Here is a 20892-nt window from a genome sequence, read left to right on the forward strand (position 1 = left end):
CCATGCCCCGAGCAACAGAAAACCCCCGGCCCGGGCCGTTGCCTCGTCGGCCGGGAGAAGGACGACCGGTTGCCGCGCGCCCTCGGCCACCGGTTACGCCAGGACACTGTTGGACCAGCCGGCCCGGTGGGCGACCGCGCTTCGCTCGGCACGCCACGCGGCGCCTTTCCCCGCCTGACCGCGGTCACCGCGTGCGGCGTGGCGTATGTCCGGGCCCCGGCCGACACCCATGGGTCACTCGGTCACCTTGGCGATGAACGCGGCGAGATTCGACACGGTCCGCTGGATCTGCTCCTCCAGGGTGAGTGACTCATGAAGCCGTGCGCCGATGCCCGCGTCCTTCTTCCCGCGTACGTAGAGCGAGCAGGCGAGGTCGCTGCACATGTAGGCGCCGACCGAGTTGCCCTGCTGGCCGGCCTTCCCGGACCTCGGTGCCACCAGCAGGGAGACGCCCCCGGTGTGGACGGTCATGCACATCGAGCACATACTGCGGCGGGTCTGCCAGGATGCTGCGTCCGAGGAGCGCAACTGGATGCCGACCGGGCGGCCGTCCCAGGCGGCCACTATGTACGCCCGGTCGGGGGCCTGCGGGTCGCGCCAGCCCAGGAAGTCCAGGTCGTCCCAGGGCCGCTCGGCCAGGTCACGGGGGACGTTCAGGCGCTTGGCCTCGCCCTTGGTGCAGTTCACGAACGCGGTACGGATCTCTTGCTCGGTCAGCGGCTTCATGACAGCCACGCTAATTTGCCCTAAAGTAATTAGGCAAACATATATTTCCTTAGGCAATCATGGGGAAGCGCTCGGAGGATGGCATGGCGAAGGCAGGACCGGCCGCGGAGCGCGTGGTGAGGGCGGGGGCCGAACTGGCGGACGAGATCGGCTTCGATCAGGTGACCCCTTCCGAACTCGCCCGGCAGTTGGGCGTCAGGACCGCGAGCCTGTACTCGCACGTCAGGAACGCTCACGACCTCAAGACGAAGATCGCGCTGTTCGCCCTGGAGGAGCTCGCCGACCGGGCATCCGCCGCCCTCGCGGGGCGGGCCGGCAAGGACGCGCTGAGCGCCTTCGCCGACGCCTACCGCGACTACGCCCTCCAGCACCCCGGACGGTTCGCCGCAGCCCAGTTCCGGCTCGACGCGGACACGGCCGCCGCCGGCGCCGGCGTACGGCATGCCCGGATGACGCGGGCCATCCTGCGCGGCTACGACCTGGACGAGACCCAGCAGACGCATGCCGTACGGCTGCTGGGCAGCGTCTTCAGCGGATACGTCGGTCTGGAGGCGGCCGGCGGCTTCAGCCACAGCTCCCCCTCCTCCCAGGAGAGCTGGACCGAAATCCTGGGCGCGCTCGACGCCCTGCTGCGCAACTGGCCCGCCCCCTCCTGACCCGAGCCCTCCCGGCCCCCTCCCGACGAAGGGAAGAAGCAGATGAACGCCCGGCACGACTGGACCACCACCCCCATCAGCCTCGACATCCTGCGGGGCGCCCTCGACCTGGAGCGCACCGGGCGCGGCGTACTGCCGCACCGGCTGCCCGCCCACGCCCGGCAGCAGATCCCCGACGGACAGCTGGCCATGGCCGAGTCGCAGCCCTCCGGGGTCCGGCTGGCCTTCCGCAGCCGGGCCACCGCGGTCGAGCTGGACGTGGTGGCCACCAAGCGGGTCTATCCCGGAGCTCCGCCGCGCCCCGACGGGGTGTACGAGCTCCTGATCGACGGTCACCACGCGGGCCGGGCCAGTGCGCCCGACGGAGACACGCTCACCATCGACCTCGCCTCGGGGACCGCGCACAGCCGCCCTGGTCCCGTGGAGACCCTCCGGTTCACCGGCCTGCCGGACGACGAGAAGGGCATCGAGATCTGGCTGCCCCACGACGAGACCACCGAGCTGGTCGCCCTGCGCACCGACGCACCCGTTCACACCCCGCGGCCGAGCGGCCTCCCGGTCTGGCTGCACCACGGCAGTTCCATCAGTCACGGTTCCGACGCCGCCACCCCGACCGGCACCTGGCCGGCCCTGGCGGCGGCTCTCGGCGAGGCCGAGCTGATCAACCTGGGGTTCAGCGGCAGCGCCCTGCTCGACCCCTTCACCGCCCGCACCATGCGGGACACCCCCGCCGACCTGATCAGCGTCAAGATCGGCATCAACCTCGTCAACACCGACCTGATGCGGCTGCGCGCTTTCGGCCCGGCCGTCCACGGCTTCCTCGACACCATCCGCGAGGGGCACCCCACCGCTCCCCTGCTGGTCATCTCGCCGATCTGCTGCCCCATCCACGAGAACACCCCCGGCCCCTGCGCCCCGGACCACAGCGCGATGGGCGAAGGACGGCTGCGGTTCAGGGCCACCGGCGATCCGGCGGAAACCGCCGCCGGGAAGCTGACCCTGACCGTCATCCGGGACGAACTGGCCCGGCTCGTCGGGCAGCGCGCCGCCACCGATCCCCACCTGCACCACCTCGACGGCCTCGGCCTCTACGACGAGGCCGACCACGCCGAGCTGCCGCTGCCCGACGATCTGCACCCGGACCCCGCCACCCACCGTCGCATCGCCGAACGCTTCGCCGGTCTCGCCTTCGGTCCCGGCGGCCCCTTCGCCGCCGGGAACCGCTGACCCCAGGAGACCGGCCCCGCGTTCAGGCACACAGCCGTGTCCTCCCCGGTCAGCGCGCACTCCGCCGGCAGGAGACCACCACCAGGAAGGGCCACAGCGCCTGAAGGAACGTCACCACCCGCTCGGCGACGCCGGGTGCGCCCCCGCTCTGCAGCTCGGCCAGGAACCAGAACGCGGCCGCACCCATCAACGCGCTCGCGACGAGCGACACGTCCAGCCTCAGCCCCCACGGGACCGGCCCCTTTCCCTGAACGGCGGCCAGGGGAGGCCATACCGCCAGCAGGGCCAGGCCCAGGGTGGCCACGGCCCCGTGCTCCAGGGCCCCGCCGCTGCTCGGTACCGGCACCAACGTCAGCGCCAGGGCGCACAGTCCGCCAGCGGTCAGGGCGAGCCGCCCGGCGAACGCCGCCTCCCGGAGGGCGTGCGCCGTGACGACGTAGCACATGCCCAGCACCAGCAGCATGCCCGTCATGAGCCAGTAGCTGCCGGCCCCGTAGGACGCCAGCACGCTCAAGGTCTGCGTCGCGGGGTCGTACGCCGGGCCCTGCCGCAGCTGCGCGATCGTCCAGGAACCGACCAGCAGCACCGGGGCACACCCGGAGGAGAGCAGAGCCCACCAAGGAGCAGATCGCATCAGGGCATCATAAATGTCGGAAAATTGCTTGTGGTTGACCTCCGTGCCGTGCCGCGGGAACCAGGAGTCCGAATCCTCGCGTCGCCACCGGGCGGTGGAGCTGCGGCACGTCAGTCGGAGGAAAGAGCCACCGCCCCCACCGGGCAGGCCCGCACGGCCTCCCCTACCAGCGGATGCCTCCCGGTTGTCGACTCCCGGCCCGGGAGCACATCGCCGAGGCCTTCGTCGTCCTGTGTGAACACGTCCGGTGCGGTCAGCGCACGCATGCCGGCCCCCACACACAGCCTCCCTTGTCGACCTGGCCTCCCACGCCGCTCACCAGGCCACGGGCAGTCCGAGACGGGGCGCCCCTCCCCGGAGTGCCGGTACCCCGGCCCCTCGTGGCGCCGGGGTCAGGACCGGCACGTACGGTACGGCAGGTGAACGAACCGCCCGAAGCCGCTGCCGAGCCCGCCGTGGACGAGCGTGAGCAGGCCACGACGATCCGCGTGTTCCTGGCACTCGCCCCGCCCGACGACGCCAAGGACGAACTGGCGCGGGCGCTGGGTCCGGCCTACCAGGAGTACCCACGCCTGCGCTGGAACCGGATCGAGGACTGGCACATCACCCTGGCGTTCCTCGGGGAGCTCCCGCTCACCACCGTCCCGCTCCTGGTGCCCCCGCTCGCCGAGCTCACCGCCCGGCGCCGGCCCCTGCGGCTGGCGCTGCACGGCGGTGGGCACTTCGACGAGCGGGTCCTGTGGAGCGGGATCGAGGGGGACCTCGAAGGGCTGCACCGGCTGGCCACGGACGTACGCGACGTCGTCAAGGCCTGCGGTGTCTCCTTCCCGGACCGGCCGCTGCGGCCCCATCTGACGCTGGCCCGCTCCCGCCGGGGCGACCACGGCGCCGCGGTGGAGGTCGCCGCGGGACTCGCCGCGTTCTCCGGCCGCGTCTGGGAGGCCGAGCGGCTCCATCTGGTCGGCAGCAACTTCGGCCGTGGCCCGGGGCCGATCCGATACCGCGACATCGAGGCCTGGAGTTTCGGTCACGGATCATGATCCGTGACCGTCAAAGTGACCGGTGCGGTGCGCCCGGGGGGCGCTGCGTCGTCAACGCAGCGCGCCTCCGTCTGAGCCGGCCGGGTCCCGCCGGGAGTTGTGTCAGAGGCGGTGGGACACCGCCAGCTCGATGAGGTACCGCTTGGTGACCCTGCCCCCGTACCGTCCCTCGATCAGGTCCTGGATGCATCTCAGCAGTCCGTTCCTGGCTGCCTCCGGCAGGGCTCGGTGCCCGGAGAAGGTGCGCAGCAGCTCCAGATAGCCGGACGTGGTGAACGTGAGGTCCTGCTCGTGGCGGCGCAGGGCCGTGGGACCGAACCGGCCGCTGAGCGCCACCTCCCGCACGTGGTCCGACGCGTCGACGTCGGCCGTCGCGGGAGGCCGCAGCCCGGGCGGGGTCTGCGGGTCGAAGCGTTCGTAGCAGCGCTGGACCTCGGCGAAGAACTCCTCGGTGCCGCCCCTCACATGCTGACCGCGCACCACGGCGAGCGCCCCGCCCGGACGCAGTGCGTCGGCGGCCCGGGTCATCCGCACCGCCGGGTCGATCCAGTGGAACGCGGTCGCCGAGACCACCACGTCGTACGGTTCCGGGGGCAGCGGCCAGCTCTCGAACCGGGCCGTCACCACCTCCGCCTCCGTGGCACCGGCCAGGTTGCGGCGGGCGATCGCGGCCATGTGGGGTCCAGCCTCGACAGCGGTGATCCGGCAGCCCCGTGCGGCCAGGGGCACCGTCGCCTGACCGGTCCCGCAGCCCATCTCCAGGACGCGGCTGCCGGGGCGGGCACCGGCGAGCTCCGCGAGGTCGTCGTACAGCTCGGGCGGATATCCGGGCCTGGCCCGGTCGTACAGCTCCGCGTCCTCGTCGAAGATACGGGCCAGGCGCGCCCGCCGGGGCTCGTCGGGGCTGTCGTCGCGTCGGGCGTCCGCGCCTCGGGTCATGCGGATTCCCGCGGCGCGGGACGGGCGTGCGTCAGGAGGAACTCGGTCGCCCGTGCGATGGCCTCGGCCGAACTGCCGTGAACGGCGTCGGACTCCTCCTCCCGCTGGTCCGCCGCCGGGGCGGTGTACCACCAGGCGTCCACGCCCGGGTCATGGTGAATCACGGCGGAGCCACCTGCGTACCGGAGCGGGAGGGACTCGCCGGCCGCCCTCTTGGCCACCGCGTGCGGCCACTTGACGCGGGCGGACCGGCGCTTGATTCCGCCCCAGGCCGCGCCCAGCTGGGAGTAGCTGGCTCCGTTGCGGCCTGCCATCACTGGGCGTCAGCGGCTTCCGTCAGGGCCGCGGTGAGGCGACCGAGAACCTCCTGCAGCCTGAGAACCTCCTCCACGGACAGACCCGTCGCGGCGAGTACGCCCCGAGGGACGGACAGCGCGCGTTCACGCAGTCGCGCACCCTCACCGGTGAGTTCGATGACGACGGACCGCTCGTCCTCACGGCTGCGCTCACGCCGGACCAGCCCCGCCGCCTCCAGCCGCTTCAGCAGGGGCGAGAGCGTCCCGGAATCCAGGCGGAGACGGTCCCCGATGGCCTTGACCGGTCGGGGGCCGTCCTCCCACAGGACCAGCATGACCAGGTACTGGGGGTAGGTGAGGCCGAGACCCTTGAGCGCCTGCCGGTAGAAGCCGCCGAACGCCCGCGACGCGGCGTGCAGCGAGAAGCAGACCTGATGATCCAGTCGCAGCAGCTCCTCGTCGGGGACGACGGGGAGGCCGGGTGAGGCGTTCGGAGCAGGCGTCATGGCACCAGCGTACCGCCGACCGCGCGATTAAGTTGTGCACAACTTAATGATGTGCAATCTTTGTGTTCGTGACCGCGACCGATCCGTTCGCGGCACCGACAGGGAGGTTCACCCCATGGACGCGCTGTACACCGCCGCCGCAACCGCCAACGGCCGCGAGGGCCGTGCCGTGAGCTCGGACGGCCAGATAGATCTGCCGCTCGCCCTGCCCCCGGCCCTCGGCGGCAACGGCAAGGGCACCAACCCCGAGCAGCTCTTCGCAGCGGGGTACGCAGCCTGCTTCGCCAGTGCGATGGCAGCGGTCGCCCGCGAGATGAAGGTCGACACCAAGGACGTCTCCGTGACCGCCGAGGTCTCCATCGGCAAGGACGGCGGCGGCTTCGGTCTCGCGGTCGTCATGCGCGTGGAGCTGCCGGACGCCCTCACCGGCGAGATCGGCCGGCAGCTGGTCGAGGCCACCCACGCCTACTGCCCCTACTCCAAGGCGACCCGCGGGAACATAGACGTGGAGCTGGTCATCGAGTGATCCCGTCTTCAGGCGGTCAGGCGGGCCAGCACCGCCTCGACCGCCCGGCGTACGGCGTCGCGTGCCTCGTCCGTCGGGCCGAGGGTCTCGAAACCGTGGCGCCCTTCCGGTACGTCGACCACCTCGACGCCGGCCCCGCAGCGCCTCGCCGCGGCCAGGAACTCCTCCACGGTCGCGGCGATCTCGGCCATCTCGCGGCCCGCCCGGACCAGCACGATCGGGAGCTTCCCCGCCTGGGCGACCGCCCGCACAGGGCGGAAGCGGGGGCCCCGGAGCCCCCAGCTCGGCAGCGGGGCCAGGATCGGGTAGCTGGCAGCCAGGCAGCGCAACCATGCCGGGGGCGCGGCAAGCCAGTCCGCGGTGAGGGGGCCGCCGCCCGAGAAGAACCACAGGGCGATCCGCTCCGCGTCGACCCGTGGGTCGGCCCGCACCCGTTCCACCGCCGCGCGCACGTCCTCGGCCGCCCGCTCGTAGTCGGTCAGGGCGTGCAGCCGGTGATCCAGAGTCGCGGCCACGGCTCCGTGCCCGGCGACGTACCGGGCGTACCCCGTCAGGGTCGGCCAGTCCCGGGGCGTCGGCCGCGCCCCGGCGGGCACGGGGCCGCCGTGGACGAACACCACGGCCGGGTGCGGGCCCGGTCCGTCGGGCAGGTACAGGTCGGTGTTCCCCGTCCGTTCGCGGGGCCGCTCAGCTACGTCGAGGAGGAACGGCCGCAGATGTGGGGGCGGTTCGGCGGCGTCGGCGGCCTTCAGCCGGTGGCCCCCGCCGGCCGCCGCCTCGGTCAGGACTTCGGCCAGCTCGACGGGGCGGGAGAGCATCGGCCAGTGGCCCGTGGGCAGTTCGAAGAAGGTCACGTGAGGATCGGCCAGGGCCTGGACGGCGGGCTCGCCGAGGTCCACCATCAGCTGGACCATCTCGATGCCCGGCCCGTTGCCGGTGCACAGCACCCCGGTCACCGGGACCGCCGCCACGGCGCCGGTGAGCCGCAGCGGCTGGAGGAGTGTGCCCAGAGGCTGCGGTGCCGCGAGGGCGGTGAGCCTGTCGAGGGCGGCCTCGGAGAGCCCGGCGGTGCTTCCCCAGCGGGACCAGGCGTCCCTGGCGGGCGGCGGCAGCTCACCGGTCCGCTCTCCCCCGCCTCCGGCGAGCTCCTCGCGCAGGCGCTGGTCGGGCACCGCAGCCAGGGCCGGGACGCCGTCCCGCGGCATCCCGGAGTCCAGGTGGACGATCCGGGCGATCGACCGTGCCCGCCGGTCCGCCGCGCCCAGCGCCGGGTGGATGCCGTAGTCGTGGCCGACGAGCACGATGTCGCCGCAGTGCTCCACCGGCACCGAGTCGATCACCGCGACGACGTCCGCGATGTGCGTCTCCAGGTCGACGGCCTCGCCGGGACCGGCGGGGCGCCCGCCGAGTCCGGTGAGCGCCACCGTATGCACCTCGGCGCCCTCCGCGGCCAGTCGCGCGGCCGTGTCCCGCCAGACGTACGGGCCGGTGAACGCCCCCGCCACCAGGATGAATAGAGTCATGGCTCCTCCTCGTCACGCTCTCTCCCGCGCACCGGTCCGGTTCCCCGGCATCGCTCGCCGGTACCGTAGGAACTCCTCTTGGGGGAGGTTCAAGTGTTCTCGTCGCACGACGGTCTGTGCACGATCGGTGAGCTGGCCGAGTACGCGGGCGTCAGCGTGAAGACCGTCCGCTTCTACTCGGACGGCGGCCTGCTGCCGGAGGCGACCCGCAGTGCGGGCGGGCACCGCCGGTATGCCCCGGAGGCCGTGGAGCGGCTGGACCTGATCCGCTCGCTGCGCGGTCTCGGCCTGCCGGTCGCCGACGTACGCCGCATCCTCGACAAGCAGGACGCCGGGGACGCGGCCCATGTGCTGGAGGCCGCGGTCGCCGAACGGCTGCGCGCACTCGGATCCGAGCTCAGAGCCCTGCGCTGGCGGGAGGCCGCGCTCCAGCTGGTGCGGGACTGCCCGCAGGAGGAGCGGCCCGCCCGGCTGCGCCTGGTCGGCGCGGTGGCCGCTCCGCCGAGCACCGCCGCGCTGGTCCGGTTCTGGCGCGCGTGGCTGCCCGCCCGCATGCCCGCCCCGTCCGTCGGCGCGTTCCTGGAGGCGGCGGTTCCGCAGCCGCCCGACGACCCACGCCCGGAGCAGGTGCTCGCCTTCGCCCGGCTGTACGCCTTCGTGACCCGGCCGTGCGAAGGGAGCGGCGGCGACCCGTGCCAGCCCAGGGCGCACAGCACTGCCGGGGCCCGTGAGTCGGCCGTGCTGTACGCGGGTCTCGCGACGGCGTACGACCTGGCGGGCGGGGCGATGCGGCAGGGGGCGGCGCCCCGCCCGGGTGAGGCCCTGGACGGGTTCGTGGACGCGTACGCGAGCACGTACAGCGCACGCGACACTCCCGGATTCCGCCGTCGGCTCGCCGGTCAGCTCGCGGCCGATCCGCGCATCGACCGGTACTGGGAGCTGACGGCCGAGGTGATCGGCGCTCCGGGCGACCACGCGGCGCCGACGCCCGGGACGGCCCATGACTGGCTCCTGGGGGCGCTCGACACCGACCTGTCGGCGACGCTCGGAGAGGACGATGCCCAAAAGGCCCTGTCCTCCACGGCGGGTGCGGGCGGGCGCCGCGGCTGACGAGGTCCGGCGGAACGGCGAGCGCGGCGGCGGGGGCTCAGGCGGCGATGACTGCGGCCCCCACGCGCCCTCCGTCGACGTCCACCACCGTCCCGTGCACGAAGGCGGCCTCGTCGCTCGCCAGCCGGTCGGCCACGTGCGCGATGGCGTCCGGCGCGCCGATGCGGCCGACGGGGGTGTCCCTGCCCGTACGCAGCGGTCGGTGGTCAGCGGTGGGAGGGCGGGCCGAAGCGCTCGGGTGCCAGGGTGGCGAGGAGGGAGGTGACCACGAGATCCGTCGAGGCGGCCATGTCCACGGAGTCCGGCGACAGCAGCCACTGGACCTGGAGACCGTCCATGACCGCGATGATGGCGTTGGCCGCGTTCCCGGTCATCTCCGCGCGGTCGGCGGGGAGTTCACACGCCTCGCGCAGGGCGTCGGCGACGAAGTCGCGCAGGCCGTCGTAACGGTCGCGGAAGTAGTCCTGGGCCGGGTGGTCGTCGGTGACGGACTCGGCCGAGAGCACCGCGTACAGCCGGACGATCCCCTCGCGCTCGGCGTTGCGCAGCGCGGTGTTCACCAGGTGGCGCAGGAAGTCGAGCCCCTCGGGGCGGTCCGGGCCGAGCTGTTCGATGTCGGCCCGGTCGCGCAGTTCGAGGACGCTGGTGAGGAGCAGCGCCTTGGAGCGGAAGTAGTGCAGGACGCCCGCCTGTGTGAGGCCGACCCGGTCCGCGATCTCCGCGAGCGAGGCGTTGTTGTAGCCGCGCGCGGCGAAGGTGTCCATGGCGATGGACAGGATGTCCTGCTGCCGCTGCCGGGCTTCCGGGCTGCGCGGCGTGCGGGGCCGGGCCGGTCGGCGCGCCGGCCTGCCCACCGACTGGTTGCCCACCGACTGCTCACCCACTGACTGGTTGCTCACCGGGCCAGCTTAAGCCTGCCCCGGACGGCGGTCCGGCAGGGATCTTCGAAGGCTTCGGAGGGGCCGCAGAACGCCGGAACAGACTACTTACTAACTACTTAGTGGGTGTGGTTTCATGCCGTTGCCCCTCCGATTCACGTCGTCGCCCCCCATGCGTTCACGTACCGACCGAAGGAGAGCCGCACATGCCCCACCCCCGCCCCCTGCGCCTTGGAGCACGCGCGGCAGGCGCCGCGCTCGTCGTGGCCGTCGCCGGACTCGGCGTCAGCGCCACCGTCACCACCGCCCAGGCCGCCGACCCGGTCGCCCAGGTCTGGGTCACCACCACCGACGGAAGCAGGAAGCTCACCGCCGACGGAAGCGTGCCGTTCACCGCCACCCCGCAGGGCGTCGACATCCGTATCGACGCCAACAGCAAGGGCCAGAAGTTCACCGGCGCGGGCGCCTCCGTGACCGGCGCCTCCGCCCATCTCATCCAGAGCCTCCCCCAGGCCCAGCGCACCTCGCTGCTGAGGTCGCTGTTCTCCGCGGAGGGGGACGGCATCGGGCTCAACTACCTGCGCCAGCCGCTGGGCAGCACCGACTTCGACGCGAACTCCAGCTTCTACACGTACGAGGACACCCGGGGTTCCTTCTCCATCGACCGGGACCGGGGCCAGATCATCCCGGTCCTGAAACAGGCCACCGCGGTCAACCCCGCCATCCGGTTCATGGGATCACCCTGGTCGCCCCCGGCCTGGATGAAGACCAGCAACTCCCTCAACGGGGGCAGCCTCAGGACCGAGCACCACCAGGCGTACGCCGACTACCTGGTCAAGGCGATCAGGGCGTACGGGCAGGAGGGCATCACCCTCACGGACCTCACCGCGCAGAACGAGCCCGAGTTCGCCACCAGCTACCCGTCCATGAGCATGACCGCGACTCAGCAGGCGGACTTCTTCCAGGTACTGGACCGCACACTGACCGCCGCGGACCTGCCCACCAACCTCCTGGCCTACGACCACAACTGGGACCACCCCGACTACCCGCTCGACGTCTTCGCCCGGACGGGCGGCATCCAGCGCATCATCGGCGCGGCCTTCCACTGCTACGGCGGAGCCCCTGCGGCCCAGCAGCAGATCGTCAATGCCGGGAAGCGGGTCTTCTTCACCGAGTGCTCCGGCACCGACAGCGCCAACCCCGCGACGACCTTCGGCGACACCCTCAAGTGGCACGCCGAGAACCTCGTCGTACAGAACATGCGCAACGGCGGCGAGACGGTCATCAACTGGAACCTGGCCCTGGACCAGAACGGCGGCCCCCACCAGGGGCACTGCACCAACCGCTGCAACGGCATCGTCGAGATCGCCGGCGGGCAGGTCACCCGGAACGCGGAGTACTACGTCCTGGGCCACGTCACCAAGTTCGTCAAGCCCGGCGCGACCCGTATCGGCTCCACGAGCCAGGGCTCCGGGGGCGTGCGGAACGTCGCCTTCCAGAACCCCGACGGCACCCGCGCCGCCGTCGTCGTCAACACCGCCTCCGGTTCCCAGCGGTTCTCGCTGACGGACAACGGGAAGTCCCTCGCGTACACCCTGCCCGCCGGTGCCGTCGCCACCTTCACCTGGGACGGCAACGGCGGCACGACCGGTCCTCCTGCCGGTTCGATCGACCCCGCCGCCTGGTACCGGGTGCAGAACACCGACAGCGGCGCCTGCCTGGACGCCGCCGACTGGGGCACCGGTGACGGCACCGCGCTGCAGCAGTGGGCCTGCGGCACCGGGGCCAATCAGAGCTGGCAGTTCCGGCCGACCAGCGGCGGCCACTACCAGGTGGTGAACCGGCACAACGCGAAGGTGTGGGACGTGGACGGTGGCGCCGGGGCGACCGCCGACGGCACCAAGGTCCACCTCTGGTCCTACGTGGGCTCCGCCAACCAGCAGTGGCGGCCCGAGTCCCTGGCCACCAGCGGGCGGTACCGCTTCGTCGCCCGCCACAGCGGCAAGTGCCTGACCGTCGACAACTCCTCCACCGCCGATGGGGCGCGGCTCTCCCAGCAGCCGTGCAACGACTCCCCCGCCCAGTCGTTCGCCCTGACCGGCTGACCGCGCCTCGCTCCCATCGGGCCCCGCCGCACTCGCGGGGCCCGACCGCGTCGCAGGCCGCGAGGGCCAGGACGCCGATGGTCGGTCCCGCCGGCCGAGCGTCCCGGGGGGCGTACGGCGGGAAGCAGGCGAGGATGTGGCAGAGGTGGAGGCCCGGCGCGACACCCGCCGGGCGCGGGCCGCCCACCGCCGCGAACGCCAGCACGAACCCGACGGCCGGCATGCCGCCGACGGCCGCCCAGGTCCGGGTCTCCCCCGCGAGCAGCGTGCCCAGGATCGCCAGGACCAGGGCCGGCGGCAGGGCCCGCAGCATGACGGAGGCCCGCTGGCGGCCGGAGCCGGGGACGGCGAGAGCAGGCCGACGGCGATCGGGGCGGACAGGGCGTACAGCGCCATGACCGGGAGCCCGGCGCCGTACAGCAGCGGGTAGGACCCGGCGCTCGCCGCGACGGCGACCCGGACGGCCCGCCGGACGAGACCGGGGCCCTCTCCTGCCCGGTGGCGATCACAGCGCCGTTGCCGGCCCGCGCGGGCCGCCCGTTCGGGTTGGCGGGCGGGCGCCGGCGGTGGTCAGGCCTCGGCCGTCTCCTTCCGGGTGGTGCGGCGGCGCACCACGGCGTAGCCGTACGGGTCGGGCCAGCGGGGCTCCGCGCCGAGGGCGTCGGCGGCGTGGTGGGCCCAGTGCGGGTCGCGCAGCAGCTGACGGCCGAGCATGACGGCGTCGGCCTGCCCCGAGGCGACGATCTCCTCGGCCTGGGCGGGCTCCAGGATCAGGCCGACCGCGGAGGCGGGTATGCCGGCGGCCTGCCGTACCTGTGCGGCGAAGGGCACCTGGTAGCCGGGGTGGGCGGAGATCCGGGCATCGCTGACCAGGCCGCCGGTGGAGACGTCGAGCAGGTCGACGCCGTGGGCGGTGAGCTCTTTGGCGAGGCGGACGGTGTCGTCGCCGGTCCAGCCCTCGCGCGGGTCCTGAGGGTTCTCGGTCAGCCAGTCGGTGGCTGAGGTCCGGAAGAGGACGGGCAGGTCGTCGGGCCAGACCGCGCGGACGGCGTCGACCACCTGGAGCGGGAAGCGCAGGCGGTTCTCCCAGCTGCCGCCGTAGGCGTCGGTGCGGTGGTTGGCGGCCGGGGAGAGGAAGGAGTTGATGAGGTAGCCGTGGGCGCCGTGGATCTCGACGACCCGGAATCCGGCGGCCAGGGCTCGCTCGGCCGCGGCGGCGAAGTCGCGCACCAGCTGCTGGATCTCGTCCTCGGTCAGCTCGTGCGGGACGGGCAGGCCCTCGAACTCGACGGGACTGGGCGCCACGGGCTGCCAGCCGCCCTCACTCCCGGCCACGGGGCCGCCGCCCAGCCAGGGCCGCTCGGTGGACGCCTTGCGGCCGGCGTGGGCGAGCTGGATCGCGGGGACCGATCCGTGGGAGGCGATCGCGGCGGCGATGCGGGCGAAGGCCTCCTGCTGGCGGTCGTTCCACAGACCCAGGTCCCACGGGCTGATCCGGCCGTCCGGGCGTACGCCGGTGGCCTCCGCCATCACGAGCCCGGCGCCTCCGGCGGCGCGCGCCGCGAGGTGGGTGAGGTGGAAGTCCGTCGGCACGCCGGCGTCGGCCCCGTGGGAGGCCGCGGAGTACATGCACATCGGGGACATCCACACACGGTTGGGGATCTCCAGGGACCGCAGGGTCAGGGGCGTGAACAGAGCACTCACGGTTGCGTCTCCTTGAGGGGTCGAGGCACGGCCTGGACGCCCCGCCCGGGCTGGGAGGGCAGGACCGCCATAACCAGTACGATAGCCCTCGTAGTACGGCAGTTGTCAAACTACGAGGATGTTCGTACTTTAGAGGTGCGAGACCTGAGGAGGCCGTCCATGCCCACGACCGAGCACACCGTCACGTCCGGGCGCCGGCTCGCCCATCCGTCCGTGGAGGAGATCCGCCTGGAGACCGTCCTGCACGCGCTGGCCGACCCCGTCCGGCTGACCATCGTGCGCGAGCTGGCGGACGGGCACGCGGACATGGCCTGCATCGCGTTCGACCTTCCGGTGAGCAAGTCCACGACCACCCACCACTTCAAGGTGCTGCGCGAGGCCGGCGTCATCCGCCAGCACTACGAGGGGACCTCACGCATGAGCAGGCTGCGCGAGACCGACCTGGAGGCGCGCTTCCCCGGGCTTCTGCAAGCCGTCCTGGAAGCCGCACGGCGCTCCGCCCACGCCCCCGCGCCTTCCGCCTGAGCCACCAGTAGACGCGTCTCGCCCCGGCCCGATTCACGAGCCCGGGGCAAGCCGCGTACCGCTGCCGGACCGCTCAGATCGTCGCCGCGTCGATCACGAAGCGGTAGCGGACGTCGCTCGCGAGAACCCGCTCGTACGCCTCGTTGACCTGGCCCGCCTCGATGACCTCGATCTCGGCGCCGAGACCGTGCACGGCGCAGAAGTCCAGCATCTCCTGGGTCTCCGCGATCCCGCCGATCGCCGAGCCCGCCATCGACTTGTTCCCGCCGATCAGCGAGAAGAGGTTGAGCGAGACCGGTTCTTCGGGCGCGCCCACGTTGACCAGGGTGCCGTCCGTCCTCAGCAGGGCGAGGTAGGCGCCGAAGTCCAGCGGGGCCGAGACCGTGGAGAGGATGATGTCGAAGGTTCCGGCCAGCTCCTCGAAGGTCTTGGGGTCGCTGGTAGCGTAGTAGCGGTCGGCACCCAGCTTGAGCCCGTCGTCCTTCTTGCGCAGGGACTGGGAGAGGACCGTGACCTCGGCACCCAGAGTGTGCGCGATCTTGACGGCCATGTGGCCGAGACCGCCGAGACCGATGACCGCGACCTTCTTTCCGGGGCCCGCGCCCCAGCGCCGGAGCGGGGAGTACGTGGTGATGCCCGCACACAGGAGCGGCGCGGCCTCGTCCAGGGCGATGCCCTCGGGGACAGCCACGACGAACCCCTCGGTCACGACGATGTGCGTCGAGTAGCCCCCGTACGTCGGCTCACCGCTGCGGTCGAGGGCGTTGTACGTCTGGGTGCTGCCCTCGGCACAGTGCTGTTCCCGGCCCATCCGGCAGGCGTCACACTTCCCGCAGGAGTCGACCATGCAGCCGACACCGACCCGGTCGCCGGCCTTGAACCGGGTGACGCCGGGTCCGGTCTCGGTGACGATCCCGGCGATCTCGTGGCCGGGCACCATCGGGAAGATGCCCTCGCCCCAGCCGTCACGGGCCTGGTGGATGTCGGAGTGGCAGATACCGGCGAACTTGATGTCGATCAGGACGTCGAACTCGCCCACCGGGCGGCGCTCGATCGTGGTGCGCTCCAGCGGGGCCTTGGCACGGGGAGCGGCGTAAGCGGCAACGGTGGTCATGCCGGAGGTTCTCCTCTGGGTGATGCGGTGAGTACGTCTCCCAGCATCGAGGAGCGGCCGGCGTTTACCCAGGTCACCGCTTTGCGTATGTCCAGCGGTCCTACCACTGGCGGGGACAGGCTCCCAGGCGTACGACCAGGGACAATGGGAGCCATGGACGATCAGCCGGACATCTCTGCCCCCGAGCCGCTCGACCGGCGCGCCGAGCTCAGCGAGTTCCTGCGCACCCGGCGGGCCCGGCTCCAGCCGCAGGACGTGGGGCTGCCGGCGTTCGGCCGGGCCCGCCGGGTGCCGGGGCTGCGACGGGAGGAGCTGGCGCAGCTGGCCGGGGTGTCCGTGGCGTACTACACCCGCCTGGAACAGGGCAACGGGCGCAACGTCTCGGCGGAGGTGCTCGACGCGATCGCCCGCGCGCTGCGGCTCAGCGACGCCGAGCACGCACACCTGACGCACATGGCCAAGCCCGCTCGGCACAAGAAGAAGCGCCGCCCGGCCCGGATGCAGCGGGTGCGGACCGGACTGCTGCACCTCCTGGACAGCCTGGACGGCATCCCCGCGTACGTCTCCGGCGCCCGCTCCGACATCCTCGCCTGGAACCCGATGGCGGCGGCGGTGTTCGGCGACTGGGGCGCGCTGCCGCCGGAGGAGCGGAACTGGGCGCGGCTCGTATTCCTCTCCCCCGCCTACCGGGACCTGTTCGTGGAGTGGGACTCCAAGGCGTCGGACATGGTCAGCTATCTGCGCCTGTACGCGGGCTGCCACCCGGACGATCCGCAGCTTTCCGCGCTGGTGGGTGAACTATCCGTCAAGAACGACGAGTTCCGGCGGCTGTGGGCCACGCACAACGTGAAGGAGAAGGGGCACGGCACGAAGCTGATCCGGCATCCGCTCGTCGGGGACATGGCCCTGTCGTACGAGACGCTGCATCTGCCGGACGACCAGGAGCAGTGCCTGGTCACCTATCACGCGGAACCGGGGTCGGAGTCGGCCGAGGCCCTGCGCCTGCTGGCGAGCTGGGGCGCGGACGCGAGCCGCCGTGCGGCACGGACGTGACGCCACTTCGTCCAGGCCCGCAGGAACCGCCTCCCGCCCAGGAGGGCCAGGACGCACAGGGCGTCGGCACGGTCGGCGGCGCCGTGACCGAATGCCCGGCGACCCACCGCGTCGGCCGGGAGGCGTACCTATACCGGGAGGGTGAGCACGACGAGTCCGCCCGGGCACAGCAGGGTGTCGCCGGCGGGAAAGGCGCTGCAGATCCGCACCGCACGCCCACGGCGGGCGCACCCCCGTCGTCCAGGTGCCGCGGTGCACGGACGACCGCTTCGCCGATCCCACGCCGCTGGACGACGGGCCGGCCGCTCTCCGGGCGACCGCCGCGTTCCCGGGCCACCCGTCCGGTGCACCACTGGTGCGACGATTTCGCCTCGTCCTTCACTCTGTGTGCCGTTCCCTTCGCGGACCAGGTCGCCCATCAAGGGGCCACTGTGGTGGCGGCACGGCTCACCGCACCGGGCGGCGCGTCGGAGCCGGAGGGACGGACCCGGGAGGCGTCCCCCACCTCGTACGTCTCGCGTACGGCCCGGCTCGCGGCGACGGCCTCCGTTGCCGCAGTGGTCCCCGACGGGTCCAGGAGCGGCAGGGCCTCCGGGACGGCGAGGCAGGGCAGCAGCAGCTTCCAGAAGCCGGTGAGCGTCGGCGTGGACAGCCACTGGCTGTCGCACCGTCCGAGAACCTCGAATCCGGTGGTCGCGGCCACCGTCGCGGCGGTGACGTCCGCGCGCGAGACGTTTTCCGCGAGGGTGCCGACGGCGCCGGCCTCGTCCAGCAACCGCCCGACGCAGCTCTGCCACTGCGCGGGCAGGCCCGGTTCGCCGCCCCTCCCCCCGTCGTAGCTGAGCCGGAATCCGGCCCGCGTCACCGGATCGCGGCCGAGCAGGTCCACCAGGGCGTGCGAGGTGTCGACCAGGGTCTGCAGCGCCGTGTCCGTCCTGCGGCGGATGGCGCTGGACACCTCCAGCAGACCGTGCGACGCCTCCGCGACCACGGCCTGGGCGAGCGCGGCCTTGTTCTCGAAGTGGAACTGCAGGGCTCCCGTGCTGACGCCCGCGCCGGAACTGATCAGCGCAAGGCCCGCCTGTCCGTACCCGTGCTGCTCGAACACGATCGCCGCTGAGCGGATCAGGGCCTGGCGGGTACGCGCGGCGCGCACCTGCTTGGTCACCGTGACCTCCGCCGGGGGGTGAATCGGGTGGGAAGGGGCCCTGGGGCGTGGGCCACGAAGGCCGGGGGCCTTCCTCCGGAGCGGTGAAGCAGCGTCATGGAGAATATCAAACCAACTTGTCGGTTTGATTTCCAGGAGAACGTGTGCACGCACGAGCCCCGCGTCCGCCTCCGGGCCGCTATTCGGCGCGGCCGACCGCACCGAAGGACTCCGCGTGGTCCGCGGCCCAGGTACGGAACGGCCTGGCGGGGCGGCCCGTCAGCTCCTCGACGGTGGGCACGACGGCCGTCTTGGCCCCTGCCCGCTGGCGCTCCGCGCTCTCCAGGAACGCCTCGGCCACCGGCTGCGGATACTTCGCGAGCAGCGCCTCGCGCGCCCGGTCCAGAGTCAGTTCCTCGAAGCGCAGCGGCCGGCCCAGCAGCTGGGAGAGCTGTGCCGTCTGCTCGTGCGCGCTGATCGCCTCCGGGCCCGACACCCCGTACGCCCGTCCCTCGTGGCCGCTGCCGGTGAGGGCGGCGACAGCCACCGCCGCGACATCCCGCGGATCGACACACGCGACCGGCGACCGCCCGTAGAGGGCCCGCACCACACCGTCCGCCGCGATGCCCTTCGCCCAGGAGAGCGTGTTGGACATGAACGTCCTGGGGCGGATGAAGGTCCACGGCACCCCGGACTCCCTGATGGCCTGTTCGTTGCCCCGCTGGAGCCGGGTGATGAAGTCGTCCGCGTCCGGCTCCTCCACCGTCATCATCGACAGCTTCACGAGGTGGCGCACCCCCGCCGCCGCGGCCGCCGCGGCGACATTCGCGTCGTCGGGCTCGGTGGGACTGTTCGTCACGAGGAACACCGCGTCGATGCCCCGCAGCGCCCGGTCGAGGGACGCACGGTCCCCGTACTCCCCCGCCACCACGTCGACTTCGGGTCCGCGCACCGTCACGCGCTCGGGCCGCCTCGCCAGGATCCGCACCGGACCGGCGACCGCCAGCAGACGAGCGACCTCACGGCCGGCCGCCCCGGTAGCTCCTGTCACCAGAATCACGCCACGTACTCCTCACACACCGTCATCAGCTTGCCGTCCACCCGCAGCACACCGCTCGCACCCGCGCCGACCGGCTACGCTTTCAGCCCTCCCCCACGGGGCCCGACAGCACCGTGTCGAAAACCGGCTCGCCATCCTGGCGGCCCGTCACCCGGATCCTCGCCTCGCCCGGCGACCCGCCCGGCAGGACCTGCGCGGCGATCGAGCACGGACTGCCGAACTCCGCGTACCGGTGGAAGTGCGTACGCCCCTCGGAGGGGATGAACCCGCCGCCGCCGGCGGCCAGGCACGCCGCCTGCCGGGCCGCTTCCAGCAGCAGCATCCCTGGCACATGGTCGTTGGGCCGCTGGAAGAGCGTCGGATGACGGGTGTCCACCCGCAGCTCCCAGAGCCCTTCGCGGGAGCTCTCCGACAGCACCACGTCCTCCGCCCTGGCGCGCCCCGCCCGGGCGGGGTCCACCGGCGCCGTCCGGGGTATCACCACGCCCGGCTCCGCCGATCCGCCGCGGATCCGCCGGTAGACACGCGGGCTGGTGAACCTCGTCGCACCCATACCGGTCGCGACCAGGCGGCCCGCGCGATGCACCACCCAGTCCACGCGGCCCTGCACCGGCAGCCCGCCGCGCCACTGGAGCTGGGAGCAGGTCACCTCCACGTCGATCACGGTGGGCAGGCCGCCCACGACCAGGCGATCGGGGTGGGTGGCGTAGTCCAGATCGGCCATCAGGAAGTGGTAGCCGACGGGAACTCCGTACCCGGCGTGGAAGGCCAGCATCGCCGCCTGCCGCATCGCCTCCGTCACCAGCAGGGGGTCATGGCGGTCCGTTCCCACCGGGGCGAAGAACGGATGGTCGTGCGGAAGCACCGCCTCCACGCGGAACCGGTCCGGCCCCAGCCGCTCCCAGGTACGCGGAAAGGCGTCCTCCGCCCTGCTCCTGTGAACCAGTTCCATTCCCACCGGATGCACCACTCGGGCCTCCGAGCCCACGGCCGACGCCGCTACAGGTTCGGTCAACACTGCTGCTTCGGGCATAACTCCCCCCAGGGGTCATGTGACGGGCGAGCCGTTCCTACGGTGCGCACGCACTGATAAGATACAGACTAAGCGGTTTTTTTCCTATCGCGCTCGGCGTACTCGAGGCCCAGGAGCCCCCGCCGTCCACCCCCGACCAACTCCTCGAACTCCATGAGCTCGTGGTCATGGGGATGCCGTTCGGCCACCGTCTCCGCACCAGTCTCCTCACCCGCGCCGGTGTCCGTCTCTGCATGGACCAGGAGGCCCCGGAGCCTGGATCGCACCGGTCCCTTCCTCCGGTGGCAGCAGACCACCCACGATCTCCTCGCCCAAGCCAAACAGAACGGCGAACTCCTCCCGCACGTCAACCCCACGGAGACCGCCGACCTCCATGTCGCGTCCTCCACCGGCGTTCAGGCGGTCTCCCAGACCCTCACCAACCACCGCGATCCGGAACGGCGTTACATCACGGCCAGCCGGGTGCCGAGGCCGATCATCATCGCGGCGACGAGTCCGTCCAGGACGCGCCACGACGACGGTCGGGCGAGCACCCCGCTGAGCAGCCGGGCGCCGAAGCCGAGAGCGGCGAACCAGCACACGCTGGCGAGGATCGCCCCCAGCCCGAAGGTCCAGCGCAGCGGGCCGCGGTCGGCGGCGACGGAGCCGAGCAGGAACACGGTGTCGAGGTAGACGTGCGGGTTGAGCCAGGTCATCGCGAGGCAGGCGAGCACGGCACCCCGCTTCGCTCCGGAGGGCGCACCCTGCGGGTGCAGGGCCGACGGACGGAAGGCCCGGCGTGCGGCCAGGACGCCGTAGGCGATCAGGAACACGCCCCCCAGCAGGGAGACCACGGTCAGGGCGGACGGCCAGGCCACGACGACGGCACCGACCCCGGCGACTCCGAGGGCGATGAGGACCGCGTCGGACAGAGCGCAGATGACCACCACCGCGAGAACGGCCTCCCGGCGGACGCCCTGGCGCAGGACCAAGGCGTTCTGGGCGCCGATGGCGACGATGAGGGAGAGGCCGGTACCGAACCCGGCGGCCGCGGTGGTCAGTGCGTTGGTCATGGTCCAGACGCTAGGGAGGACCGGCCTGCGTGTACAGC

The 20892-nt window shown here is 72.4% G+C and carries 20 protein-coding genes and 4 pseudogenes; 8 read left to right on the forward strand and 16 right to left on the reverse strand.

Going from position 1 to position 20892, the window contains the following annotated elements:
* Positions 1 to 234 precede the first annotated feature (234 nt).
* Complete coding sequence (locus ABZ154_RS00005; protein ID WP_356827430.1) at positions 235 to 726, reverse strand: FBP domain-containing protein; 492 nt, start codon at positions 724 to 726, stop codon at positions 235 to 237.
* Between the two features lie 83 nt (positions 727 to 809).
* Here ABZ154_RS00005 and ABZ154_RS00010 point away from each other — a divergent pair, with 83 nt between their 5' ends.
* Both ABZ154_RS00010 and ABZ154_RS00015 read left to right on the forward strand, forming a co-directional pair.
* Positions 810 to 1382, forward strand: coding sequence for a WHG domain-containing protein (locus ABZ154_RS00010; RefSeq protein WP_356827432.1), 573 nt, complete (start codon positions 810 to 812; stop codon positions 1380 to 1382).
* A 42-nt stretch (positions 1383 to 1424) separates the two neighbouring features.
* The gene (locus ABZ154_RS00015) at positions 1425 to 2609 is read left to right on the forward strand and encodes a GDSL-type esterase/lipase family protein (RefSeq protein WP_356827433.1); all 1185 of its coding nucleotides are present in this window, start codon (positions 1425 to 1427) and stop codon (positions 2607 to 2609) included.
* Between the two features lie 49 nt (positions 2610 to 2658).
* Here the strand turns inward: ABZ154_RS00015 and ABZ154_RS00020 are convergent, their stop codons facing one another.
* Entirely contained in the window at positions 2659 to 3243 is a 585-nt protein-coding gene (locus ABZ154_RS00020) for a DUF998 domain-containing protein (RefSeq protein WP_356827434.1), read from the reverse strand.
* 110 nt (positions 3244 to 3353) lie between these two features.
* Positions 3354 to 3562 (reverse strand): annotated as a pseudogene (locus ABZ154_RS00025) (ferredoxin).
* 100 nt (positions 3563 to 3662) lie between these two features.
* Between ABZ154_RS00025 and thpR the strand changes: the two are divergent.
* Complete coding sequence (thpR, locus tag ABZ154_RS00030; RefSeq protein ID WP_356827435.1) at positions 3663 to 4283, forward strand: RNA 2',3'-cyclic phosphodiesterase; 621 nt, start codon at positions 3663 to 3665, stop codon at positions 4281 to 4283.
* A 102-nt stretch (positions 4284 to 4385) separates the two neighbouring features.
* On the opposite strand, the gene ABZ154_RS00035 is transcribed toward thpR, so the two are convergent.
* The 3 genes and pseudogenes from ABZ154_RS00035 to ABZ154_RS00045 all read right to left on the reverse strand — a co-directional run bounded on the left by ABZ154_RS00035 (position 4386) and on the right by ABZ154_RS00045 (position 6024).
* Positions 4386 to 5222 (reverse strand): class I SAM-dependent methyltransferase, encoded by an 837-nt coding sequence (locus ABZ154_RS00035; protein ID WP_356827437.1) that lies wholly within the window; start codon positions 5220 to 5222, stop codon positions 4386 to 4388.
* Positions 5219 to 5536: pseudogene (locus ABZ154_RS00040) on the reverse strand (hypothetical protein); the annotation flags it as partial. The gene ABZ154_RS00035 and the pseudogene ABZ154_RS00040, both read right to left, overlap by 4 nt.
* On the reverse strand, positions 5536 to 6024 hold the full coding sequence (locus ABZ154_RS00045; RefSeq protein ID WP_356827439.1) for a MarR family transcriptional regulator: 489 nt from the start codon (positions 6022 to 6024) through the stop codon (positions 5536 to 5538). The gene ABZ154_RS00045 and the pseudogene ABZ154_RS00040, both read right to left, overlap by 1 nt.
* A 115-nt stretch (positions 6025 to 6139) precedes the next feature.
* Here ABZ154_RS00045 and ABZ154_RS00050 point away from each other — a divergent pair, with 115 nt between their 5' ends.
* Entirely contained in the window at positions 6140 to 6550 is a 411-nt protein-coding gene (locus tag ABZ154_RS00050; RefSeq protein ID WP_356827441.1) for an Ohr family peroxiredoxin, read from the forward strand.
* Positions 6551 to 6558: 8 nt separating this feature from the next.
* Here ABZ154_RS00050 and ABZ154_RS00055 read toward each other — a convergent pair whose 3' ends face one another.
* Entirely contained in the window at positions 6559 to 8073 is a 1515-nt protein-coding gene (locus tag ABZ154_RS00055; RefSeq protein WP_356827443.1) for an alpha/beta fold hydrolase, read from the reverse strand.
* Positions 8074 to 8166: 93 nt separating this feature from the next.
* Between ABZ154_RS00055 and ABZ154_RS00060 the strand changes: the two genes are divergently transcribed.
* Positions 8167 to 9183: a MerR family transcriptional regulator gene (locus tag ABZ154_RS00060; RefSeq protein ID WP_356827445.1), complete on the forward strand. Its 1017-nt coding sequence runs from the start codon at positions 8167 to 8169 to the stop codon at positions 9181 to 9183.
* Positions 9184 to 9220: 37 nt separating this feature from the next.
* On the opposite strand, the pseudogene ABZ154_RS00065 reads toward ABZ154_RS00060, so the two are convergent.
* Both ABZ154_RS00065 and ABZ154_RS00070 read right to left on the reverse strand, forming a co-directional pair.
* A pseudogene (locus ABZ154_RS00065) lies at positions 9221 to 9367 on the reverse strand (SDR family oxidoreductase); the annotation flags it as partial.
* 22 nt (positions 9368 to 9389) lie between these two features.
* Positions 9390 to 10037 carry a TetR/AcrR family transcriptional regulator gene (locus ABZ154_RS00070; protein ID WP_356827865.1) on the reverse strand — a complete coding sequence of 216 codons (648 nt, stop codon included), beginning with the start codon at positions 10035 to 10037 and terminating at the stop codon, positions 9390 to 9392.
* A 230-nt stretch (positions 10038 to 10267) separates the two neighbouring features.
* Here ABZ154_RS00070 and ABZ154_RS00075 point away from each other — a divergent pair, with 230 nt between their 5' ends.
* Entirely contained in the window at positions 10268 to 12166 is a 1899-nt protein-coding gene (locus ABZ154_RS00075) for an RICIN domain-containing protein (protein WP_356827447.1), read from the forward strand.
* A 37-nt stretch (positions 12167 to 12203) separates the two neighbouring features.
* On the opposite strand, the pseudogene ABZ154_RS00080 reads toward ABZ154_RS00075, so the two are convergent.
* Both ABZ154_RS00080 and ABZ154_RS00085 read right to left on the reverse strand, forming a co-directional pair.
* Positions 12204 to 12675: pseudogene (locus ABZ154_RS00080) on the reverse strand (FUSC family protein); the annotation flags it as partial.
* 61 nt (positions 12676 to 12736) lie between these two features.
* A complete protein-coding gene (locus ABZ154_RS00085) occupies positions 12737 to 13870 on the reverse strand; it encodes an NADH:flavin oxidoreductase/NADH oxidase (RefSeq protein WP_356827449.1) in 1134 nt (377 codons plus the stop codon).
* A 159-nt stretch (positions 13871 to 14029) separates the two neighbouring features.
* Here ABZ154_RS00085 and ABZ154_RS00090 point away from each other — a divergent pair, with 159 nt between their 5' ends.
* Complete coding sequence (locus ABZ154_RS00090; protein WP_356827451.1) at positions 14030 to 14395, forward strand: metalloregulator ArsR/SmtB family transcription factor; 366 nt, start codon at positions 14030 to 14032, stop codon at positions 14393 to 14395.
* 73 nt (positions 14396 to 14468) lie between these two features.
* On the opposite strand, the gene ABZ154_RS00095 is transcribed toward ABZ154_RS00090, so the two are convergent.
* Positions 14469 to 15509, reverse strand: a complete 1041-nt coding sequence (locus tag ABZ154_RS00095; RefSeq protein WP_356827453.1) for an NAD(P)-dependent alcohol dehydrogenase — start codon at positions 15507 to 15509, stop codon at positions 14469 to 14471.
* Positions 15510 to 15662: 153 nt separating this feature from the next.
* On the opposite strand from ABZ154_RS00095, the gene ABZ154_RS00100 reads away from it, so the two are divergent.
* Complete coding sequence (locus ABZ154_RS00100; protein ID WP_356827455.1) at positions 15663 to 16562, forward strand: helix-turn-helix transcriptional regulator; 900 nt, start codon at positions 15663 to 15665, stop codon at positions 16560 to 16562.
* Positions 16563 to 16980: 418 nt separating this feature from the next.
* On the opposite strand, the gene ABZ154_RS00105 is transcribed toward ABZ154_RS00100, so the two are convergent.
* From ABZ154_RS00105 to ABZ154_RS00120, 4 genes are all read right to left on the reverse strand, one after another.
* Positions 16981 to 17730 (reverse strand): ScbR family autoregulator-binding transcription factor, encoded by a 750-nt coding sequence (locus ABZ154_RS00105; RefSeq protein ID WP_356827457.1) that lies wholly within the window; start codon positions 17728 to 17730, stop codon positions 16981 to 16983.
* Positions 17731 to 17908: 178 nt separating this feature from the next.
* On the reverse strand, positions 17909 to 18769 hold the full coding sequence (locus ABZ154_RS00110; protein ID WP_356827459.1) for an NAD(P)H-binding protein: 861 nt from the start codon (positions 18767 to 18769) through the stop codon (positions 17909 to 17911).
* Between the two features lie 82 nt (positions 18770 to 18851).
* Positions 18852 to 19721 (reverse strand): ScbA/BarX family gamma-butyrolactone biosynthesis protein, encoded by an 870-nt coding sequence (locus ABZ154_RS00115; protein ID WP_356827461.1) that lies wholly within the window; start codon positions 19719 to 19721, stop codon positions 18852 to 18854.
* Positions 19722 to 20245: 524 nt separating this feature from the next.
* Positions 20246 to 20854 carry a LysE/ArgO family amino acid transporter gene (locus tag ABZ154_RS00120; RefSeq protein ID WP_356827463.1) on the reverse strand — a complete coding sequence of 203 codons (609 nt, stop codon included), beginning with the start codon at positions 20852 to 20854 and terminating at the stop codon, positions 20246 to 20248.
* Positions 20855 to 20892 lie beyond the last annotated feature (38 nt).

This window comes from Streptomyces sp. NPDC006261, from assembly GCF_040613515.1.
Taxonomy (GTDB): domain Bacteria; phylum Actinomycetota; class Actinomycetes; order Streptomycetales; family Streptomycetaceae; genus Streptomyces.